At 67.0% G+C, this 16,610-nt stretch carries 14 protein-coding genes and 1 tRNA gene; 7 read left to right on the top strand and 8 right to left on the bottom strand.

What is annotated here, in order from left to right:
- Window positions 1-871: 871 nt before the first annotated feature.
- Together ACP7A5_RS03465 and ACP7A5_RS03460 are read right to left on the bottom strand one after the other, a co-directional pair.
- On the bottom strand, window positions 872-1,300 hold the full coding sequence (locus tag ACP7A5_RS03465) for a CBS domain-containing protein (protein ID WP_426040596.1): 429 nt from the start codon (window positions 1,298-1,300) through the stop codon (window positions 872-874).
- 60 nt (window positions 1,301-1,360) lie between these two features.
- On the bottom strand, window positions 1,361-2,044 hold the full coding sequence (locus ACP7A5_RS03460; RefSeq protein WP_426040595.1) for a rhomboid family intramembrane serine protease: 684 nt from the start codon (window positions 2,042-2,044) through the stop codon (window positions 1,361-1,363).
- Window positions 2,045-2,339: 295 nt separating this feature from the next.
- Between ACP7A5_RS03460 and hfaA the strand changes: the two genes are divergently transcribed.
- From hfaA to ACP7A5_RS03440, 4 genes are all read left to right on the top strand, one after another.
- Window positions 2,340-2,774 carry a holdfast anchoring protein HfaA gene (gene hfaA / locus ACP7A5_RS03455; RefSeq protein WP_426040594.1) on the top strand — a complete coding sequence of 145 codons (435 nt, stop codon included), beginning with the start codon at window positions 2,340-2,342 and terminating at the stop codon, window positions 2,772-2,774.
- A complete protein-coding gene (gene hfaB / locus ACP7A5_RS03450; RefSeq protein ID WP_426040593.1) occupies window positions 2,771-3,781 on the top strand; it encodes a holdfast anchoring protein HfaB in 1,011 nt (336 codons plus the stop codon). Before hfaA ends, hfaB begins: the two co-directional genes overlap by 4 nt.
- Window positions 3,708-4,952 carry a holdfast anchor protein HfaD gene (gene hfaD / locus ACP7A5_RS03445; RefSeq protein ID WP_426040592.1) on the top strand — a complete coding sequence of 415 codons (1,245 nt, stop codon included), beginning with the start codon at window positions 3,708-3,710 and terminating at the stop codon, window positions 4,950-4,952. Before hfaB ends, hfaD begins: the two co-directional genes overlap by 74 nt.
- Before the next feature lie 132 nt (window positions 4,953-5,084).
- On the top strand, window positions 5,085-7,949 hold the full coding sequence (locus ACP7A5_RS03440; RefSeq protein WP_426040591.1) for a M16 family metallopeptidase: 2,865 nt from the start codon (window positions 5,085-5,087) through the stop codon (window positions 7,947-7,949).
- Window positions 7,950-8,080: 131 nt separating this feature from the next.
- Here the strand turns inward: ACP7A5_RS03440 and ACP7A5_RS03435 are convergent, their stop codons facing one another.
- The gene (locus ACP7A5_RS03435; RefSeq protein ID WP_426040590.1) at window positions 8,081-8,980 is read right to left on the bottom strand and encodes a hypothetical protein; all 900 of its coding nucleotides are present in this window, start codon (window positions 8,978-8,980) and stop codon (window positions 8,081-8,083) included.
- 141 nt (window positions 8,981-9,121) lie between these two features.
- Here ACP7A5_RS03435 and ACP7A5_RS03430 point away from each other — a divergent pair, with 141 nt between their 5' ends.
- On the top strand, window positions 9,122-9,649 hold the full coding sequence (locus ACP7A5_RS03430; RefSeq protein ID WP_426040589.1) for a PAS domain-containing protein: 528 nt from the start codon (window positions 9,122-9,124) through the stop codon (window positions 9,647-9,649).
- Between the two features lie 18 nt (window positions 9,650-9,667).
- Here the strand turns inward: ACP7A5_RS03430 and ACP7A5_RS03425 are convergent, their stop codons facing one another.
- Window positions 9,668-10,198, bottom strand: a complete 531-nt coding sequence (locus ACP7A5_RS03425; protein WP_426040588.1) for a gamma carbonic anhydrase family protein — start codon at window positions 10,196-10,198, stop codon at window positions 9,668-9,670.
- 291 nt (window positions 10,199-10,489) lie between these two features.
- On the opposite strand from ACP7A5_RS03425, the gene ACP7A5_RS03420 reads away from it, so the two are divergent.
- Entirely contained in the window at window positions 10,490-11,278 is a 789-nt protein-coding gene (locus ACP7A5_RS03420) for a PhoH family protein (protein WP_426036928.1), read from the top strand.
- 116 nt (window positions 11,279-11,394) lie between these two features.
- Here ACP7A5_RS03420 and ACP7A5_RS03415 read toward each other — a convergent pair whose 3' ends face one another.
- Window positions 11,395-12,108, bottom strand: coding sequence for a pirin family protein (locus tag ACP7A5_RS03415; RefSeq protein WP_426040587.1), 714 nt, complete (start codon window positions 12,106-12,108; stop codon window positions 11,395-11,397).
- A 274-nt stretch (window positions 12,109-12,382) separates the two neighbouring features.
- Window positions 12,383-13,135, bottom strand: a complete 753-nt coding sequence (locus ACP7A5_RS03410; RefSeq protein ID WP_426040586.1) for an SIMPL domain-containing protein — start codon at window positions 13,133-13,135, stop codon at window positions 12,383-12,385.
- Window positions 13,136-13,346: 211 nt separating this feature from the next.
- Here ACP7A5_RS03410 and ACP7A5_RS03405 point away from each other — a divergent pair.
- Window positions 13,347-13,422: transfer RNA gene (locus ACP7A5_RS03405), tRNA-Ile, on the top strand.
- A 7-nt stretch (window positions 13,423-13,429) separates the two neighbouring features.
- Here ACP7A5_RS03405 and ACP7A5_RS03400 read toward each other — a convergent pair.
- Both ACP7A5_RS03400 and ACP7A5_RS03395 read right to left on the bottom strand, forming a co-directional pair.
- Window positions 13,430-14,890 (bottom strand): hypothetical protein, encoded by a 1,461-nt coding sequence (locus tag ACP7A5_RS03400; RefSeq protein WP_426040585.1) that lies wholly within the window; start codon window positions 14,888-14,890, stop codon window positions 13,430-13,432.
- 15 nt (window positions 14,891-14,905) lie between these two features.
- Window positions 14,906-16,315, bottom strand: a complete 1,410-nt coding sequence (locus tag ACP7A5_RS03395) for a tetratricopeptide repeat protein (RefSeq protein WP_426040584.1) — start codon at window positions 16,313-16,315, stop codon at window positions 14,906-14,908.
- Window positions 16,316-16,610 lie beyond the last annotated feature (295 nt).

Genomic DNA, 16,610 nt, shown 5'->3' with positions numbered 1-16,610 from the left:
TGTTAGGCCTGCCGCCAGCGTTCGCTCTGAGCCAGGATCAAACTCTCAGGTTGAGTTGACTATCTGACTAAAGCATCACCAACCTCGAAAGGCCGGTGGGCATTAGTTCTACGTATTTTTGACGAGAACCACTTCGATCAGACCCTAGGGCCCAACCGACATGGTTGTATCTTTCAAAAAGACCGCAGAGTGTCAGTATCATCGTAATGACCATTACTGGTCATCGCTAGGACACCGCCGCCTGCGTTTCTCTTTCCAAATCTACAATGTCAAAGACCAAAACCGGAAGAACCGGCCCCACTGTTTAGCGCCGGTGAGCGGCGGAGGCGGCGCTCTAGTCGCCTCTTAAGTCTGTGTCAAGAACTTCTTTTGGAAGAGGTTCCTGAGGCCGAACCGACCCGGAGGTCGGCGGAGGCGGCGATGTAGTCGCCTCCGATTCCTGCGTCAAGTTGTTCTTTTAACAGAACTTCTGTCGGCGTTTCCGGCCCCCTGAAGGGCGGCGGAGGCGGCTTCCTAAGGAAGGCCGCACCCCGTGTCAACCGGGCTCTTCAGCCATTCCGCGGACACGAAAACCGAAGCCTTCAGTCCGCAAAATACCGCCCGGGAAAGCCACGCTGGCTTCCCCGTTTCGTTACCGAGGCGATTCGATTGGAGCGCGGAGACTATGTGGAACCGGCCGTGGAAGCAAGGGTTTTTAGTCCCCGTTTTCCTCCGGGTCCCTGGAGACTTGCGTCCCCGAGGCCCCGGTGGCCAGCCCGTCTCCGAGCGAGATGGCGATATACGTAGGGGCATCTTCGTCCGCAAGCGGCATTGTTGTGGCGCACGAAGATTCACACCGAGTCCGGTTCAGCGAGCCTTGTCGCTCAGCGGCTCAACCCGCCGCTATATAGGTCCGCAGGCTCTCGGCCTCATGGGTGGCCTCGGCGATCTGGCACTTCACCACGTCACCGATAGAGATGACGCCGCTCAATCGGTTGTCCTTCAACACCGGCAGATGGCGGATCCGGCGATCCGTCATCCGCCCCATCAGGATCGCGACCGTCTCGCCCGGCTCGGCGAAGACAACGTCTCTGGTCATATAGACGGACACGGGCCTGGCGAGGCCGGCGACTCCGTCGGCGGCGACAGCCTTGACGACATCTCTCTCCGAGATGACGCCGACGACGCGGTCGCCGTCGCAGACGATCAGTGCGCCGACCCGCCGGCTGTCCAGCTCGGCGCAGGCGTCGGAGAGGGTGATGTCGGGTGCGACGCTGAACACATCGCCTCCCTTGCTCTTGAGGATTTCTGCGACCAGCACAGCGCGGCTCCTTTCCTAATGCTCTTGGGAACGGCCTTCGGCCGAAGGACCGAAGCCGCTTCAGGCGAGAGGATTGCCCAGACCGCCCGACGAATCAAACCTTTCGTCGGGCCGCGCGAACAGACGCGCCAGGGGGCCGATGGCCAGAATGCCGAACAGGAAGCCGAAGGCGTGGGCCTCCCAGGCGATTCTCGCGCCCTCGGCGCCGGGCGCGAACCCGATCAGGCCGACGACGGCGTTGATGCCCATCCAGGCGATGGAGGTGGTGATGACGCTGCGGCTGGTCAGGGGCAGGACCCGCCCTCCTCCGCCCAGCAGGCGAGTCGCAGCCCCGATCAGACCGAACACCGCGCCCGATGCTCCGACCAGCGGGTCCGGGCTGCCGAGATGGACGAGGCCATAGCCCAGCGTCGCAAAAATTCCGGCGCATAGATAAAGAGCAAGAAACACCCCTGCGCCGACCGGTCCGCGGAACAGTCTCGCGACCGGCGCACCGAATGTCAGGGCGGCGATCGCATTCATCAGAGCATGGACCCAGCCGCCGTGCACCAGCATGGAGGTGAACAGTCCGCCGTAGCGCCCCTCGCCGAGATCGATCGGAGCGAAGGCCAGCCCCAGCCAATTGTCGCGCGACCGCTCCTGAAGAACGTAGAGCGCCGGCATCGAGGCAGCCAGCAGCACCGCCAGCAGCGGCGCATTGAAGATGCGTTCCCTTGGGGGCGGACCGGCGAATCGGTCGGGCATCGGCTCCATCCCGCTCAAATGCGGAAAGGGCTGACCAATCTCAAGTGCTTCTTGAAGACGATCAGCGCCGCCCCTTATGACTGTTCACGTTTTCGGGCCTACCATCCGACCGGGCGATCAAGTGGGCGGCCAGGTTCGGACCAGCCGCTGCGATAATTGGACGGGCCCACCGTCAGGCCAGCAGCGGTTTCCGCATTAAGCGCAGCAATAAGCGCTTCTTAATAACCATAACGCACTTTGGCAGGCGGACCGCGACGTGGCGGCCGTTAACCGTGTTCGCGTGGGATTGGCCGAAATGCCCTTCAAAAGGACGTTCATCGCCCTGCTGACCGTCGCTTTGGCAGCTCCGGGCGCAGCCCTGGCGCAGACGAGCGGCTCGGCCGGCCTGTCGAGCATGCAGAACGGCTACGGCGGCGCCCGGCAATCGGTCAGCGCGGCCCAGACCGGATCGACGCGGGATGCAAATGGCAATCGCCTGATCGTCGATGGAATCATCCAGGCCGGCGCCTCGGCCTATTCCCGCCAGTCGGGCGGCGTGTCGAACACATACTCCGGCGGCGTCGGCGGCTCACAAGGCACGACGATCGCGGGCTCGACCGCCATCGGCAACAATCTGAACGTGGTGGTCCAGGGCAGCCACAACACGGTCATCGTCAACTCGCGCCAGACCAATACAGGCAATGTCACTGCCCGAACGGATCTGACCGGCACCCTGACAGGCTTCGAATGATCGTGCGCACGTTTACTCCCCGGCTCAGGAGCGGCGTCGTCGCCGTCGCGGCCGCCGCACTGCTGTCCGCTTGCGTCAGCCCCGTGGCGGGGCCGAACGGCCTGTACGCCACGCCGATCGGCAATGCGCCGGTCACGTCGAACCCGACGCCCTATTCGACGGCGCTGTATTGCCTTGCCGACTATGCCCGGCGCTACAATCTGCCCTCGCCGCGCATGGCGGTGGGTCGGATCGCCGACTACACCGGGACTGTCTCGGCCGATGGCGGCCGCCAGATTACCCAGGGCGCGTCCCTCATGGCGATGTCGGCGTTGGCCAAGTCGGGCGCCCAGATCGTCGAACGCTACGACACCTCGATCTCCGAGATGGAGCTCCGCTACGCCAACAATCGCCTGATCGGCGACCAGGGCGGCACGGCGGAGGAGCCGAACTATCGCCGGATTCTGGCGGGTCAGGTGCCGGGCTCGGACTTCTACATCGCCGGCGGCATTACCGAGGTGAACTACAATATCCGCTCGGCCGGCTTCGACGCCGCCGTGGGTGAGACGGACACCGACGTCCCCGGCTCGGGCATCATCCAGGGCAAGGTCTATGTGATGAACATCGCCCTGGACCTGCGGCTGGTCCAGACCACCACTCAGGAAGTCGTCGACGTCATCTCCTACCAGAAGCAGATCATCGGCCGTGAAATCTCCGCCGGGGTGTTCGACTTCCTCAACGGCAACGTCATCGACGTCTCGGCCGGCACAGGGGGAATGGAGCCGGTCCAGCTGGCGGTGCGCGCCCTGATCGAGCGCGCCACGCTGGAGATGATGGCGAATCTGTACGGCGCGCCGGGGCCAGAAGTCTGTCTCGACGCCGCCAACGACCCTCTGAACACGGTGGGCGCGACCGGCGGCTACTACGCCGCCTATGACAACACGGGAACGAACAATGGCCAGACTCGCGCCGATCCGTCTCGCTGGCACGATCGCCGCGACGGCGATGTGCGTCGTAGCCGCTACTGAGGCCTTCGCTCAGGACCGTTCGATCGTCCTGAACCAGCAGCTTCAGCTCGGCGACGTCATCGCGGGCCAGACCCTGAACGTCGAGGGCGCGACGGGCGAGGTGGCCGTGAACAACGCCGCCCAGGGCAACAGCCTGTCCGGCTCGGTCGAGAACGATTCGCTGGCCCTGACCTCGACCCAGACGATGCGCGGCAATACCCGCGCGACCACCACACTGACGCTGACCGGCGACACCGAGGGGCCGGTAAATGCGACGACCCAGGCGCGCGGCAACTATCTGGCGGCCGGGGCCTACGGCGGCGACCTGACAATCGAATCGTCCCAGAGCGTCGAGCCGTCGGAGGTCACCGCCTCTTCGACGATCACGGGATCCTCCGCGCGCCTGATCGGCGGCGCTTCGGTCGGCGTCACCGCCGTCGCCAATACCACGGCCATCGGGGCGAGCGGCTCGCATGTCCAGGGCACGGTGATCCAGAACTCCGCCGCCGGGGTCCGCGCCGAGAATTTCGCGGGCACGCAATACATCCCCGAGACGGGCGAGTTCATAAGCCAGTCGATCGGCAACTCGGTCCTGGTCAACTCCGGCCTCGCCTCGAGCCAGGACCTGACCCTCCGCCAGCGTCAGGCCGGGGACCAGGTCACCGCCTCGACCAGCGCCAACTCCGGCAATGCCTGGGACCTGGCCGGCCGCGCGCGCGCCACGGGCAACCAGGCCGTTCTCTACAATCAGGGCGGCTCGGCCGTCGTGACGACCGACCAGTCGAACCTGTCGCAGATCCAGACCGCCAGCCGGGTTACCAGCTACGACTTCGGCGCGGCGACCTCAAATGCCTACGGGACGGGCAACGAGGTCTCGATCGGCAACAATGACCGCTATCTGGAGATCGACAACTCCCAGGTGAACTCCGGCGGCGTCGAGGTCTCGGCCAGCTTCGACGGCGCGAACGGCTACGACGCCCGTGTCGCAGCCGAGGCCGTCGGAAACTCCGTCACCGGCTACGCCTGTTCCCAGTGCGACGGCTATATGGACGTCACCAACGCCCAGACGAACTCCGGGACCGTCTCGGCGACGGCCACGACGACGATCCGCGGAAGCGGCCGTTCAGTGACGACCGGAGCCAACGCCATCGGCAATACCGCGACCTTCTACGTGTCGCGACCCGGCTCCTGACGTAAAGTTTAGTTTACACGTGCCCCGGTTCAAGGTGATGATGGGAACAACCGGCAGGGGTTGCCGGATTATTTTCCTCATTCTTTAGTTGAGCCGCGCCGGCCGGCGCGGTTTCATCCACCCGGAGCTCGCATGATCAACGCCCGTCGTCTTCTTCTCGTCGCCGCTTCAGGGCTGGCGCTCCTGGCCGCCTTGCCTGCGGTCGCCCAGACTACGGCGCAGCCGTCAAACGCGTGGGCCCAGGCGACCAGCGATATTCCCGCCGACCCGGCCGTCCGCTACGGCATCCTGGCCAACGGCATGCGCTATGCGATCCTTCGCAACGCCACCCCTCCAAGCCAGGCGTCCCTGCGACTGCGCATCGACGCGGGCTCCCTGATGGAGGACGACGATGAGCAGGGTCTGGCTCACTTCATGGAGCATATGGCCTTCAACGGGACGACCAACATCCCGGAGAACGAGTTGCTGCGTATCCTGGAACGGCTGGGTCTGGCCTTCGGCGCCGACACCAACGCCTTCACCAGCCTGGACCAGACCGCCTATATTCTGGAGCTGCCGCGAACGGATGACGAGACTGTCGACGCGGCCCTTCGCATCATGCGCGAACAGGTTTCGGAAGCCCTGATGGCCGCTGATGCGATCGACTCCGAGCGGGGCGTCATCCAGGGCGAGGAGCGGACCGGCAACTCGCCGGCCCGGCGGGCCTTCGCGGCGCGGCTCGCCTTGCTGGCTCCCGGCCAGCGCGCCTCTGAACGCTTGCCCATCGGCAATATGGACGTGATCCGGACAGCGCCCCGGGACCGTTTCGTCGCCTTCTATGAGGCCTACTACCGCCCGTCGCGGGCGACCTTCCTCGCCGTCGGCGATTTCGACGTCGACCAGATGGAAGCCAAGATTCGGGGTGCGTTCGAAGGCTGGGAGCCCAGGGCGTCGGATGGTCCTGAACCCGACCTTGGCCAGGTCGCGGCACGCGGGGCCGAAACCCGCGTTCTGGTCGAGCCGGGCGTGCAGTCCACGGTGGAGCTGAGCTGGATCCAGAACCCCGACCTTGATCCCGATTCCGTCGCCGAACGCCAGTCGAGGCTCGTTCGCAGCCTCGGCCTCGCCGTCCTGAACCGCCGTCTTGGCGAGCTGGCGCGGGCAGACAATCCACCGCTTATCGGCGCAGGAGCGCAGACCGAGACCTTCTTCGACAGTCTCGATCGGGGTTTCCTGACCGCCGCCTTCAATCCGGGCGGTCTTCAGCGCGCGCTTGAGACGATCGAGCAGGAGAAGCGGCGTCTGGTTGAGTTCGGCGTGACCGAAGCCGAGCTGGCCCGCGAGATCACGGACACCCGCGCCCGGCTGGAGAACGCCGTAGCGTCCGTTGCGACCCGCACCACGCCCGGCCTCGCCAACTCCCTGTTGAACGCCGTCAACGACGACCGCGTCTTCGTAACGCCCCAGACCACGCTCGAACTCTTCAACAGCACCCTCAAAGGACTGACGCCGGCCACGGTCAACACCGCCGTCGCCTCCGTCTTCCAGGGTCAGGGCCCGCTGGCCCTCGTAGTCACCCCGGCGCCGATCGAAGGCGGCGAAGCGGCCGTGACAGCCATGCTGGAAACGTCCCAGGCCGTGGCGGTCACCGCTCCGCAGGCGCAGGCCGCGCTTGAATGGCCATACGCCAGCTTTGGAGCTCCGGCCCAGCCCACAGCCCGCCGTGAGGTCACCGCACTGGGCGCCACGATCGCGACCTTCGCCAACGGCACGACCTTGACGGTTAAGCCGACGGCCTTCCGCGACGAGCAGATACTGGTCAGCATCCGCACCGGTCTGGGAGAGTTGAGCCTGCCGACGGACCGCAGCGATCCCCGTTCGCTGGCCGGTTTTGTCTTCACCGCCGGCGGCCTCGGCAAGCTGACGGCCGATGAGCTGAACCGCGTCCTCAGCGGCCGCATCTACGGCGCGAACCTGACGGTTGCGGGCGACGCCTATCAGCTGTCAGGAAGCACCCGCCCGCAGGATCTGGAGCTGGAAATGCAGGTCCTGACGGCTTTCTTGATCGACCCGGCGGTGCGCCCCGCCCCGTTCGAGCAGATCAGGGCGCAGTGGCCCCAGATCATCGCTCAGCAGAGCGCGACCCCCGGCGGCGCCTTCGCCCTGCAGGCCGGCGCGCTTCTGGCCTCCGGCGACGCCCGTCAGGCCCTCCCGACGGCGGCGGCCGTGGCCGCTTGGTCCAACGACCAGCTCAAGTCGGATCTCATCCAAGGCCTGTCGCAGGGGCCGGTCGATGTGGTGATGGTCGGTGACGTGACCGTCGACGCTGCGATCGCCGCCGTGGGCGCGACCCTGGCCGCCCTGCCCGCCCGCGGCCCCGCGCCGACGCCGCCGGCCGGTGGTGATATCCTGCGCTTCCCCGCCGGCACGGCCGAGCCCGTGCGTCTGACCCATACGGGGCCGGCCGAACAGGCGCTGGGCTATGTCGCCTGGCCGACGACCGATTCGATCGGCGACGAGACAGAGTCCCGCAAGATTCGCCTCCTGGCGGCGGTGATGGAGCTGCGTGTCACGGAGGAGATTCGCGAGAAGCAGGCCCTCGCCTATTCGCCCGGGGTGAGTTCGTCGTCCTCGGACGTCTATGCCGGCTACGGTTCGGTGTCGGTGACGGCCCAGACCACGCCGGAGAATCAAGGGCCGTTCTTCGCGGCGGTTGACACGATCGCCTCCTCGCTGCGCGACGCGCCGATCACGGAGGATGAGCTGACGCGGGCCCGGGCTCCCATCATCGAATCGTTGCGCCGCAGCCAGGCGGGCAACGAGTTCTGGCTGGGCGCCCTGGAAGGCGTGGCGGCCGACCCCGGCGAGGTCGAGCAGATCACCACCCTGATCACCGACTTCGAGGCCGTCACCCCGGCCGACATCCAGGCCGCGGCGCGGCTGTATCTGGTCCCGGACAAGGCGTGGGAGGCCTCGGTCGTCTCGGCCAATGCCCCTGCCCCTGCCCCTGCCCAGTAGGACGAAAAAGGCCCCGGGGCTTTCGCTCCGGGGCCAAGTCTTCACTCAGGATCGCCGGCGATGACCGACGATTGAACATTACGCCTCGGCGGATGCGCCCAGGCTGAACGGCCCGTTGTCAGGCGTTCAGACTAGAACACCCGGCCGCCGACGCCGCCGTCCAGCATCATGGTCGCCCCGACGATCGAGGCGCCGGCCGCCATGACCGTTTCCTCGCGGTATTCGGTGTAGATCTCCTCACGGATCCAGGTCACGACCTTCACGCCCGCGCCGTAGCGGCGAAGCAGCGAGCGCTCGTTGCAGTCGCGTTCCGGGCGCTGGACCCGGCAGATGATCTCACCCGAACGGTCGCGCCACAGGGCGTTACCCTTCTCGCAGGCGAAGGTTTCGCCGCCCTGGCCGCCGATGCCGACCTGGCCCGCCCATTCCGACCAGGTGACCTGCAGGTGGGTGCCGGCGATGCAGCGGTAGAGCTCGCCTTCGTAGCTGTCGGAGATGTCGCGGTCTGGCGTCACCTGGGAGGCGGGATGCGGGATGTCGCGATCATCGATGCAGAAGGCCTGGATGACGACGCGCTTTTCCCAGCGACGACGCGCTTCGTAGGGTACGCGGATGATCTGGGCGACGGCCCCGGCCTCGACGTTCAGGTTCTGGATGACCGTGGGATAGGGCTGATCGACATTGAAATAGGCTGAGCCCCCGCCACCGCCGCGCAGGTTGCCGTATCCGCCGACGCGAGCGTTGATTCCCGCGCGCGAAGACGCTGAGGCATTCGCGTTGGCGTTCACATTGACGTTGATGTTGATGTCGCCCGGCGGTGGGTAGTCGGGCGGCCCGGGATGGGTGCAGCAATCCGGCGGAGGCGGCGGAGGGGGTGGCGGCGGAGGCGGGTTGCAGCCCGTGTCGCAGGGCGGCGGCGGCGGCGGCGGACAGCCGGCCGTGCACTGGGCCGAGCCCGCGGCGCTGGCCAGGCTCCAGAGGCCGACGGCGCCGGCAAGGGCCGGCAGCCAGGTCTTGATCCGCACCCGCATGGGCTGGGCTCCTGCAACAGTTCGACGGCGTCGCGCGGGGCGCGGGCCGGTTCAGCCTGACATCTGGCGGCAAAGGTCTTTCGTTTCCGTTGCCAAGGCGATGGTCCGGCCTTTGCGCGAGGCCTCTCGAAGGCGAGAGCGATGTTCCATCCCGGCACGCAAAATCTGATTGACCACTGGGCGGCCCTGCCCGAGGCCGGGCGGATCCCTGAGCGCACCGCCTTCGATCCGATGCGGCTGGGACGGCTGGTCCCGCAATTGTTCAGCGCCGACCGCGCTCTGGAAGGCGCGACCTTCCGGCTGGCCGGCGCCTGGGTCGAAACCCTGCACGGCCGCCCGATGCGCGGGGTTTCATGGCTGGAGCTTTGGGCCCCGGAAAGCCGGCCGCTGGTGGCCAGCGCCGTCGTCCAGACCTTCCGGGAGGCCCGGCCGGTGGTCATGGTCGCCGAGGCCGCGCGGCTGAGGGGCGTGCTGGAGATCGTCATCGCCCCGATGCGCCGGCCCGACGGGAGCGCGGATCGTCTTATCGGCCTTTATCAGCCGGTGGCCGAACAGGAGCGCCGCCGCGAGGCCGTCGGCCCACTCACGGCGCGACTGTCAATCGGCGTGGGGACGCAGAGCCGCGCGCCGCTGACGCTGGCCGCACTGGATGGGCGCAGGATCGCATAATTCGTCTCCTTCCGGTCGCTATGCGACGGGGAGGAAACTTTGGGCATACCGCTTCCAGTTCTGCACATAGTGCTGCGCCGAGGCCGTCAGGGCGGAGATCTGGCCTGCGTCCAGTTCGCGGATGACCCTCCCGGGCTGACCCATGACCAGGGAGCCGTCGGGAATCACCTTGCCTTCGGGTATCAGGGCGTTGGCGCCAATCAGGCAGTCCCTTCCGATCACCGCCCGGTTCAGGATGACGGCCCCGATGCCGATCAGACTGTTGTCGCCGACCGTGCACCCGTGGAGCATGACCTTGTGCCCCACTGTCACGTCACGGCCGATGGTCAGGGGCGAACCGGGGTCGGAATGCAGCACGCTGCCGTCCTGGATGTTGGTGTTCTCGCCAATGGTGATCGGCTCGTTGTCGCCGCGGACAGTCACCCCGAACCAGACGCTGGCGCCCGACCTCAGAATCACGTCTCCTGCGACGACAGCATTGTCCGCGATCCAGTATTCGCCCTCTGGCGGAAGCTGCGGTTTCTTGTCCGCCAGCGAATAGATCGTCATGGAAGTATCACCTTATTCTTAAGCAAATGAGGGCTTTAACCCTTCGCTAACCACGATAGCATCATTCTGTTGATGCGATTCGAGGTCGCCATTTCGGCCCCGAGTCCGAAGCCGGATCAATCCCGGTCCGGTCAGAGCCTTGGGGGCGTACGTGACGCGTTCGGGTATGCGGCGGGTTCTCCCGCTGGATGTGGGATACATCTCCGACCCCGGATGCCGCTTCTGCGCCTCCCCTCTCCTCGCCACCCTCGTTCGAGGCGATGCTTTCGCAGCATCGCCTTTTTTCATGCCCTGGAGGCACTGATGGCCAAGCGCGCAACCCTGAAGCGTCAAACCCGCGATGGAGGGGCCTTCGACGGACCCGACTATGGACAGGATGCGAAGATCCGCCGCCTGCCGACTCCGCACACGCGGAGCGCATGGTCGCCACATCCGTCCAATGATGACAGGGACCAGGCCTATCTGAAGACGCTGAAGCCCAAGTCCGAGGGACAGGCCGAACTGCTGAACGCCATCGACACCCACAACCTGACCGTGGCGCTGGGCCCGGCAGGCACGGGCAAGACCTATCTGGCGGTCGCCAAGGCGGTCGAGGCGCTGGAAGCCGGCAAGATCGGCCGCATTGTCCTGTCGCGCCCCGCCGTCGAGGCCGGCGAATCGATCGGTTTCCTTCCCGGGGCCATGGAGGACAAGCTCGCGCCCTACCTGCGCCCCCTGTACGACGCCCTGTCCGATCGCCTGACCATGAAACGGGTCGGGGCGCTGATGGCCGAAGGGCTGATCGAGATCGCGCCGGTCGGTTACATGCGCGGCCGCACCCTGAACAACGCCTTCATCGTCATCGACGAGGCCCAGAACTGCACCTACGTGCAGCTCAAGATGCTGCTGACGCGGCTGGGCTGGCATTCGACGATGGTGGTCACGGGCGATCCCGGCCAGACCGACCTTCTGCCCTCGCTGTCGGGCCTCGGGGACATCGCCCAGCGTCTGGAGGCGGTACCGGAGATCGCGGTGGTCCGGCTGGCCGAGGGCGACATCGTCCGTCACCCGCTGGTCGCGAGCATGATCGGGGTGCTGTGATCTGAAGAAGGGTCTCCTCCCTGTCCGCCAAGTGGCGAACAGGGAGGAGACGCCTGGTCTGGCGGTTCGACGGACCGTCCGGGCGCCAGGGCCGCCAGGCAAATCAGCCTCGGATGTCAGGCGGCGTCGACCAGGACGATCTCGGCGTCGTTGACGGCCGTGACCGTGATCGTCGCCTCCTCCGAGATGGCCGCGCCGTCACGCGCGCTCAGGCGGACGCCGTTGACCTCGACCTCGCCGATGGCCGGAACCAGATAGGCGCGACGCGATGCGCCCAGGGGATAGGTGGCGCTCTCGCCGGCCTTCAGGGTCGCACCGACGATGCGGGCGTCGGTGCGGATCGGCAGGGCGCCCCCTCCCTCTTCGCTGACATCGCTGTCGAAACCGGAGGCCAGGACCACGAACTGTCCGGCCCGCTCACCCCTGGGGAAGGGTTTGGCGCCCCAGGCCGGGGCCTCGCCGCGCCTGGTCGGCGCGATCCAGATCTGGAAGATCCGCGTCAGGGTGGCTTCGGCGTTGTACTCCGCGTGGCGTATGCCGGTGCCGGCGCTCATCACCTGGACATCGCCGGCCTCGGTACGGCCCTTGTTGCCCAGGCTGTCCTCGTGGGTGATGGCCCCTTCGCGGACATAGGTGATGATCTCCATGTCCGAGTGCGGGTGGGGCGGAAAGCCCGAGCCGGCGGCGATCTCGTCGTCGTTCCAGACGCGCAGATTGCCCCAGCTCATACGCGCAGGGTCATAGTAGTTGGCGAAGGAGAAATGGTGTTTGGCGTTGAGCCAGCCATGGTTGGCGCCACCCAGGCTCTCGAACGGTCTGCGCTCGATCATCGAAGTCTCTCCGGCCGCAGGACGTCCCGCAGCGCTGTTGCTTGAACGGTAACATAGGGAGCCGGGAGAGTACTGCAACAGGAGGTGTATCAGAAAGATAGCTCCCTCTCCCGGTGGGAGAGGGAGAGTGCGCACGGCGGCGATAGCCGCCGTGCTGGCGCGGTCGGGTGAGGGGCGTGAGTCGCCGGGAACGCACGACCCTCACCCTTTCGGCTTCGCGCATCGCAGCGCTCTACGAGCCTTAAACCCTCTCCCGACGGGAGAGGGTTCAGGATTACCTACCCAGATCATACGTCCCGGTGATGTCGATCCGCACGGTCAGTTCGCCAGCCGCGACCGGGGTCGAGGCGCTGTCGGCCATCTGCAGACGGGCCGCGTACATCGGCATCGGCGGCTGGGACGTGTAGCCGCCGCCTTCGTTCAGGGAGCGGATGGCGCCCAGTTCGACGCCCAGGGCCTGGGCGTAGAGGCGCGCCTTGTCCTGCAGGGCGCGGACGGCCAGGACGCGGGCCTGGTCCTCGGCGGCCTTGGGATCCTTCAGGCCGAAGGCGATGCCGTTGATCTGGTTGACGCCGGCGGAGACCACGACGTCGGCCGTGGTACCGACCTTCGTCAGGTCGTTGATGATCACCGTGACCTGGTTGGAGGCCTGGTAGCCGCGCAGACGGGGCGGCTGGTTCTCGACGTAGTCGTACTGGGCCGACAGGTTCAGGCCCGAGGTCTGGATATCGCGGTCGGCGATGCCCGCGCCACTCAGGGCGGCCAACACCTCCTGCATTCGGCGCGCGTTGTCAGCCATGGCGGCCTGGGCGGTCGTCCCCTCCGTCGTGACGCCGAAGGTGATGGTGGCCATGTCGGGCGCGACCCGGACCTCGCCATAGGCGGACAGGTTGAGGGCGGGTTGAGCAGCCATCGCATGCACCTGCATTGGAGTGGCCCCTCCCGGCGAAGATTGGGCGAAGGCGGCGGGGGCGGCGAACGCGGTCAGCGCCGTGGCGGCCATCAGGGCCTTGAGCGTGCGGGTCATGAAAGAAATCCTCATCGAGAACGAAACCTGGGACGGCCCCCGTTCTCTGCGGAGGCCGTGGCGGAACCTTGGCCTTGAACGCCTGAACGGCGGGAGCGGCCGCATCGGCAGAAACCGTTCATCGGGATGAAATCACCGACAGGGTTCGGGCTCTTTCCCGGCGCGGCCTCCCCTGCTAGGCCGGGCGTCCGCCCTGGGTCCAGCGGTTCGGGGGCGCGTAGCTCAATGGTTAGAGCCGACCGCTCATAACGGTCTGGTTGGGGGTTCGAGTCCCTCCGCGCCTACCACCCTCGCCTATCTGCGCCAGCGATCCTCGCCCCGGACCCGGCCGCCGTCGACATAGCGGCCGTTGGAATCGTACCAGCCGTCGCCCTGCTGGAAGCGGCCGTAGTTGTCCGGCATGTAGGAATATGACTCGTAGGGATCGCCGTAGGCGCCGTCCATTTCGTCCCACCAGTCGCGGGGATAGGCGGTGTACTGGCACTCGTAGCCCTGATCCGGGCTCTGGTACCACTGGGGCGCATAGCGATCGCGGTAGCGCGGCTCCCAGCGCGGCCGGCACAGTTCATCGGACCAGACACGGTTGCCCGAGGCGTCCAGAGTGGCCCGGTACTCTTGATCGAAGACCTTGCGCATGCCTACGAAGGTGTTGTTGGTGACAATGGCGCGGCCGGACTGGACCGCCACGCCAACCGAGCCCGCGCGGACGCGGCTGTCGGTCAGGGTCAGTTCACCGTTGTAGAGGACCGCGCCCTTGTCGGCCCGGCAGATCTTGGATGCCGAGACCGTGACCGAGGCCCCCTCGACCGCCACGCCCTCGGAGAAGCCGCAGATCCTGGTGTTGACGACCTCCACCCGGCCGTAGTCGCGGCGCGACCGCACCGCCAGGCCGATGGAGCGCGGGCCGAAGTTGTTGGGCGTCTCGGTCCCGCTGAGGGTCACCGAATCGATAAGCGACGGATCGGCGTTGCCGGGCACGATCTCGATGCCGGACTGGGAACCGGAGATGACCGTCTCCCACAGGTTCAGGGTCGCGCCGTCGGCGACGATGGCCGGGGCGATGGTCTGGGCGTCAATGATCGTGTCGCGCAGGTCGACCGCGCCGCCGTCGGCATAGATGGCCGCCTCGTCGCCCGCATGACGGATGCCGAGACGGTTGGCGACGATCTGGCCGCCATAGCTGACGATACAGGCCGCGTCCCCGCCGCGCGGCGAGGCCAGGACGACATCGCGCAGCTCCAGCCGCACGCCGGACGCCACGGTGATGCAGGGCAGACCGTCCGGGGCCTGAAGGGTGATGGCCGAGCCTTCGTTCCAGCGGCGCGGATCGAAGCCGCCCTCCCCGATAATGGTCATGGGCTTGTCGACGTTCAGCCAGCCGACGCAGGCGCCGCCGCGCGCGCGGATGACAAGAGTGCCGCCGGGGCGCACGCGCTGGACCGCGGCCTCGACCCCGCCTGTGCCCGGATTGCCGCCGCAGTCGACCAGGACGATCTCCTCGCCGCCGGGGATGATCGGGCCGCCGTAGGGAGGCTGATGGCCGGGCCGCCAGTCGGGGCGGTGCGTGTCGTAGTTCCAGCGGCGCGGCCGGTGCTGACGCCGGCTCTGGCTCGCGGGCGGATCCAGCAGCAGGCCGAAATTCGGGCGGGTCTGGCTTTCGATCCGCGCGGCCGTCTGGGCCTGTGCGTCAGGGGCCGCGACCGTCAGGCCGGCGGCGATGGCCAGGGCGGAAACGGCGATGGTCAGCGTCTTCATCGGATCAGCCCCTCCTTAGCGGCGCTGCGAACGGGAAACCTGGGCCAGGACGGCCTGCAGGCGAGAGGCGGACGGGCCGAAGCCGGCCAGCGCAGAATCGATGCGGGCGGCGACCGCCTCCGCCTTGTCCTGATCCGCGACCCCGGCGACGCCGAGCGCGAAATAGGTCGAGATGGCGAACTTGGCCTCAGGGCTGCCCTGCTTGTCGGCCTGGGAATACCAGTGGAAGGCGCGGGCGTAGTCGGGAGGGACGCCGATGCCTTCGGAATACATCACCGCCAGGACCAGCTGGGCCTCGGACGAGCCGTTAACCGCCGCCAACTGGATGGCGCGCACCATCTCCAGATACGACAGCCGCGATTCCATGTTGTGGCCGAGCATCGCCTCCAGCGTCTGGATCTGGCGCGCCGACAGGTCGTTCGGCGCGTTCGCCACGGTCTCGGTCACGCCGAGATAGCGCAAGGCCCGACCGACGTGGACGAAGGGCAACTCCGTCATCCGGCCGAGCGCATATTCGTAGGCGTCGCCGCGCGGGCGGCTCTCGTCCGAGAAGGGCACGCCCGAGGCCGGGGCCTGGTTCGGATAGAATTCATAGGGCGGCACCCACTGGCGCGCCTTGGCCTCGACGAAGGCGCCGTAGCGGGATCGGCCGGGCGAGGACCGTTCGAAATCCTTCAGCAGGACATAGGCCCCGACGTCGCCCGTCTGAACCGCGAGGTAGTTGTAGAGATAGGCGTCGACGTCGTTGCGGGGGAACAGGCTGACGGCCGCATAATAGCCGGTGCGCCGCCGATCAGGCTGGCCTCCGGAATTGCGGCCCCATGCCTCGCGCGCCTGGGCGTTGTCCTGGGGCTCGCCGAACGGTCCGTAGAGGGCGTCGTGCAGGCGGGCCAGGGTGCGGAAACCGTCCGCATCCTGGGTCGACAGGACGTAGATGATGCGGTTCCGGACCTCGGACTGCTCCTCCATCGTCATGCGGGACAACTGGTTGTCCAGCCGCTCGTAGGCGACGTGGCGTTCCCAGGCCCGGCAATCGTCGTAGCGCGACACATTGCGCAGGCCGCCGAAGAAGCCCCCACGATCCGTCCGGTTGATCGGGGCGTAGCCCTCATCGTTGGCCAGGGCCATGCCGGTCCAGACCGCGCTCTCGATCGGGTCCTCGATATTCTTGTCGATGGCCCGCAGCGCCGCATAGCGAGCGCCGAGCTCCAGCTGGGCGAAGAAGTCGCCGCGGAAGGCCCCGCGACGCAACTGGCGCAGGCCCGTTTCCTGGGCGTTGAATTCCTGGCCGGTGACCGACTGCGGCCGTGGGCAGGCGTTGGCGGCGGCGTTGTCGCCTCGCCGCCAGAAGGCCGGGCCCGAATCGCTGCAACTGGCGACGGCGCCGGCGGTCACGGCCAGGCCGGCGATGACGGCGACGGCCATGATCGGCCCCCGCGGGCGGGAGCCTCGCGAGCGGTCGTCATCTCTGGCGTCGCGTTCGCGCATCCTTCACCCCGTTCCCACGCAGCCCTACAGCGGCTTGGCGTTAACCATTTCCCAAACCATCGGTTTGGTCCAGTGAACTTCCGATCATGGTTAACGCCGGTTTGCGACAAAGCGTTGCCGCAACAGGGACAGAATCCCGTGCGCTCACAGTTAGCTCAAGGACAACATCGACTTACGCCTGATTGGCTGACGCTCCCTCGCGCTCGCGGACCCCGCGGCCTATATGCCGTGC

Origin of the sequence: Brevundimonas sp. TWP2-3-4b1 (assembly GCF_049897665.1) — a bacterium.
In the GTDB taxonomy this organism is placed as follows: Bacteria; Pseudomonadota; Alphaproteobacteria; order Caulobacterales; family Caulobacteraceae; genus Brevundimonas; species Brevundimonas subvibrioides_B.
This window is presented reverse-complemented; position numbering and strand designations above follow the sequence as displayed.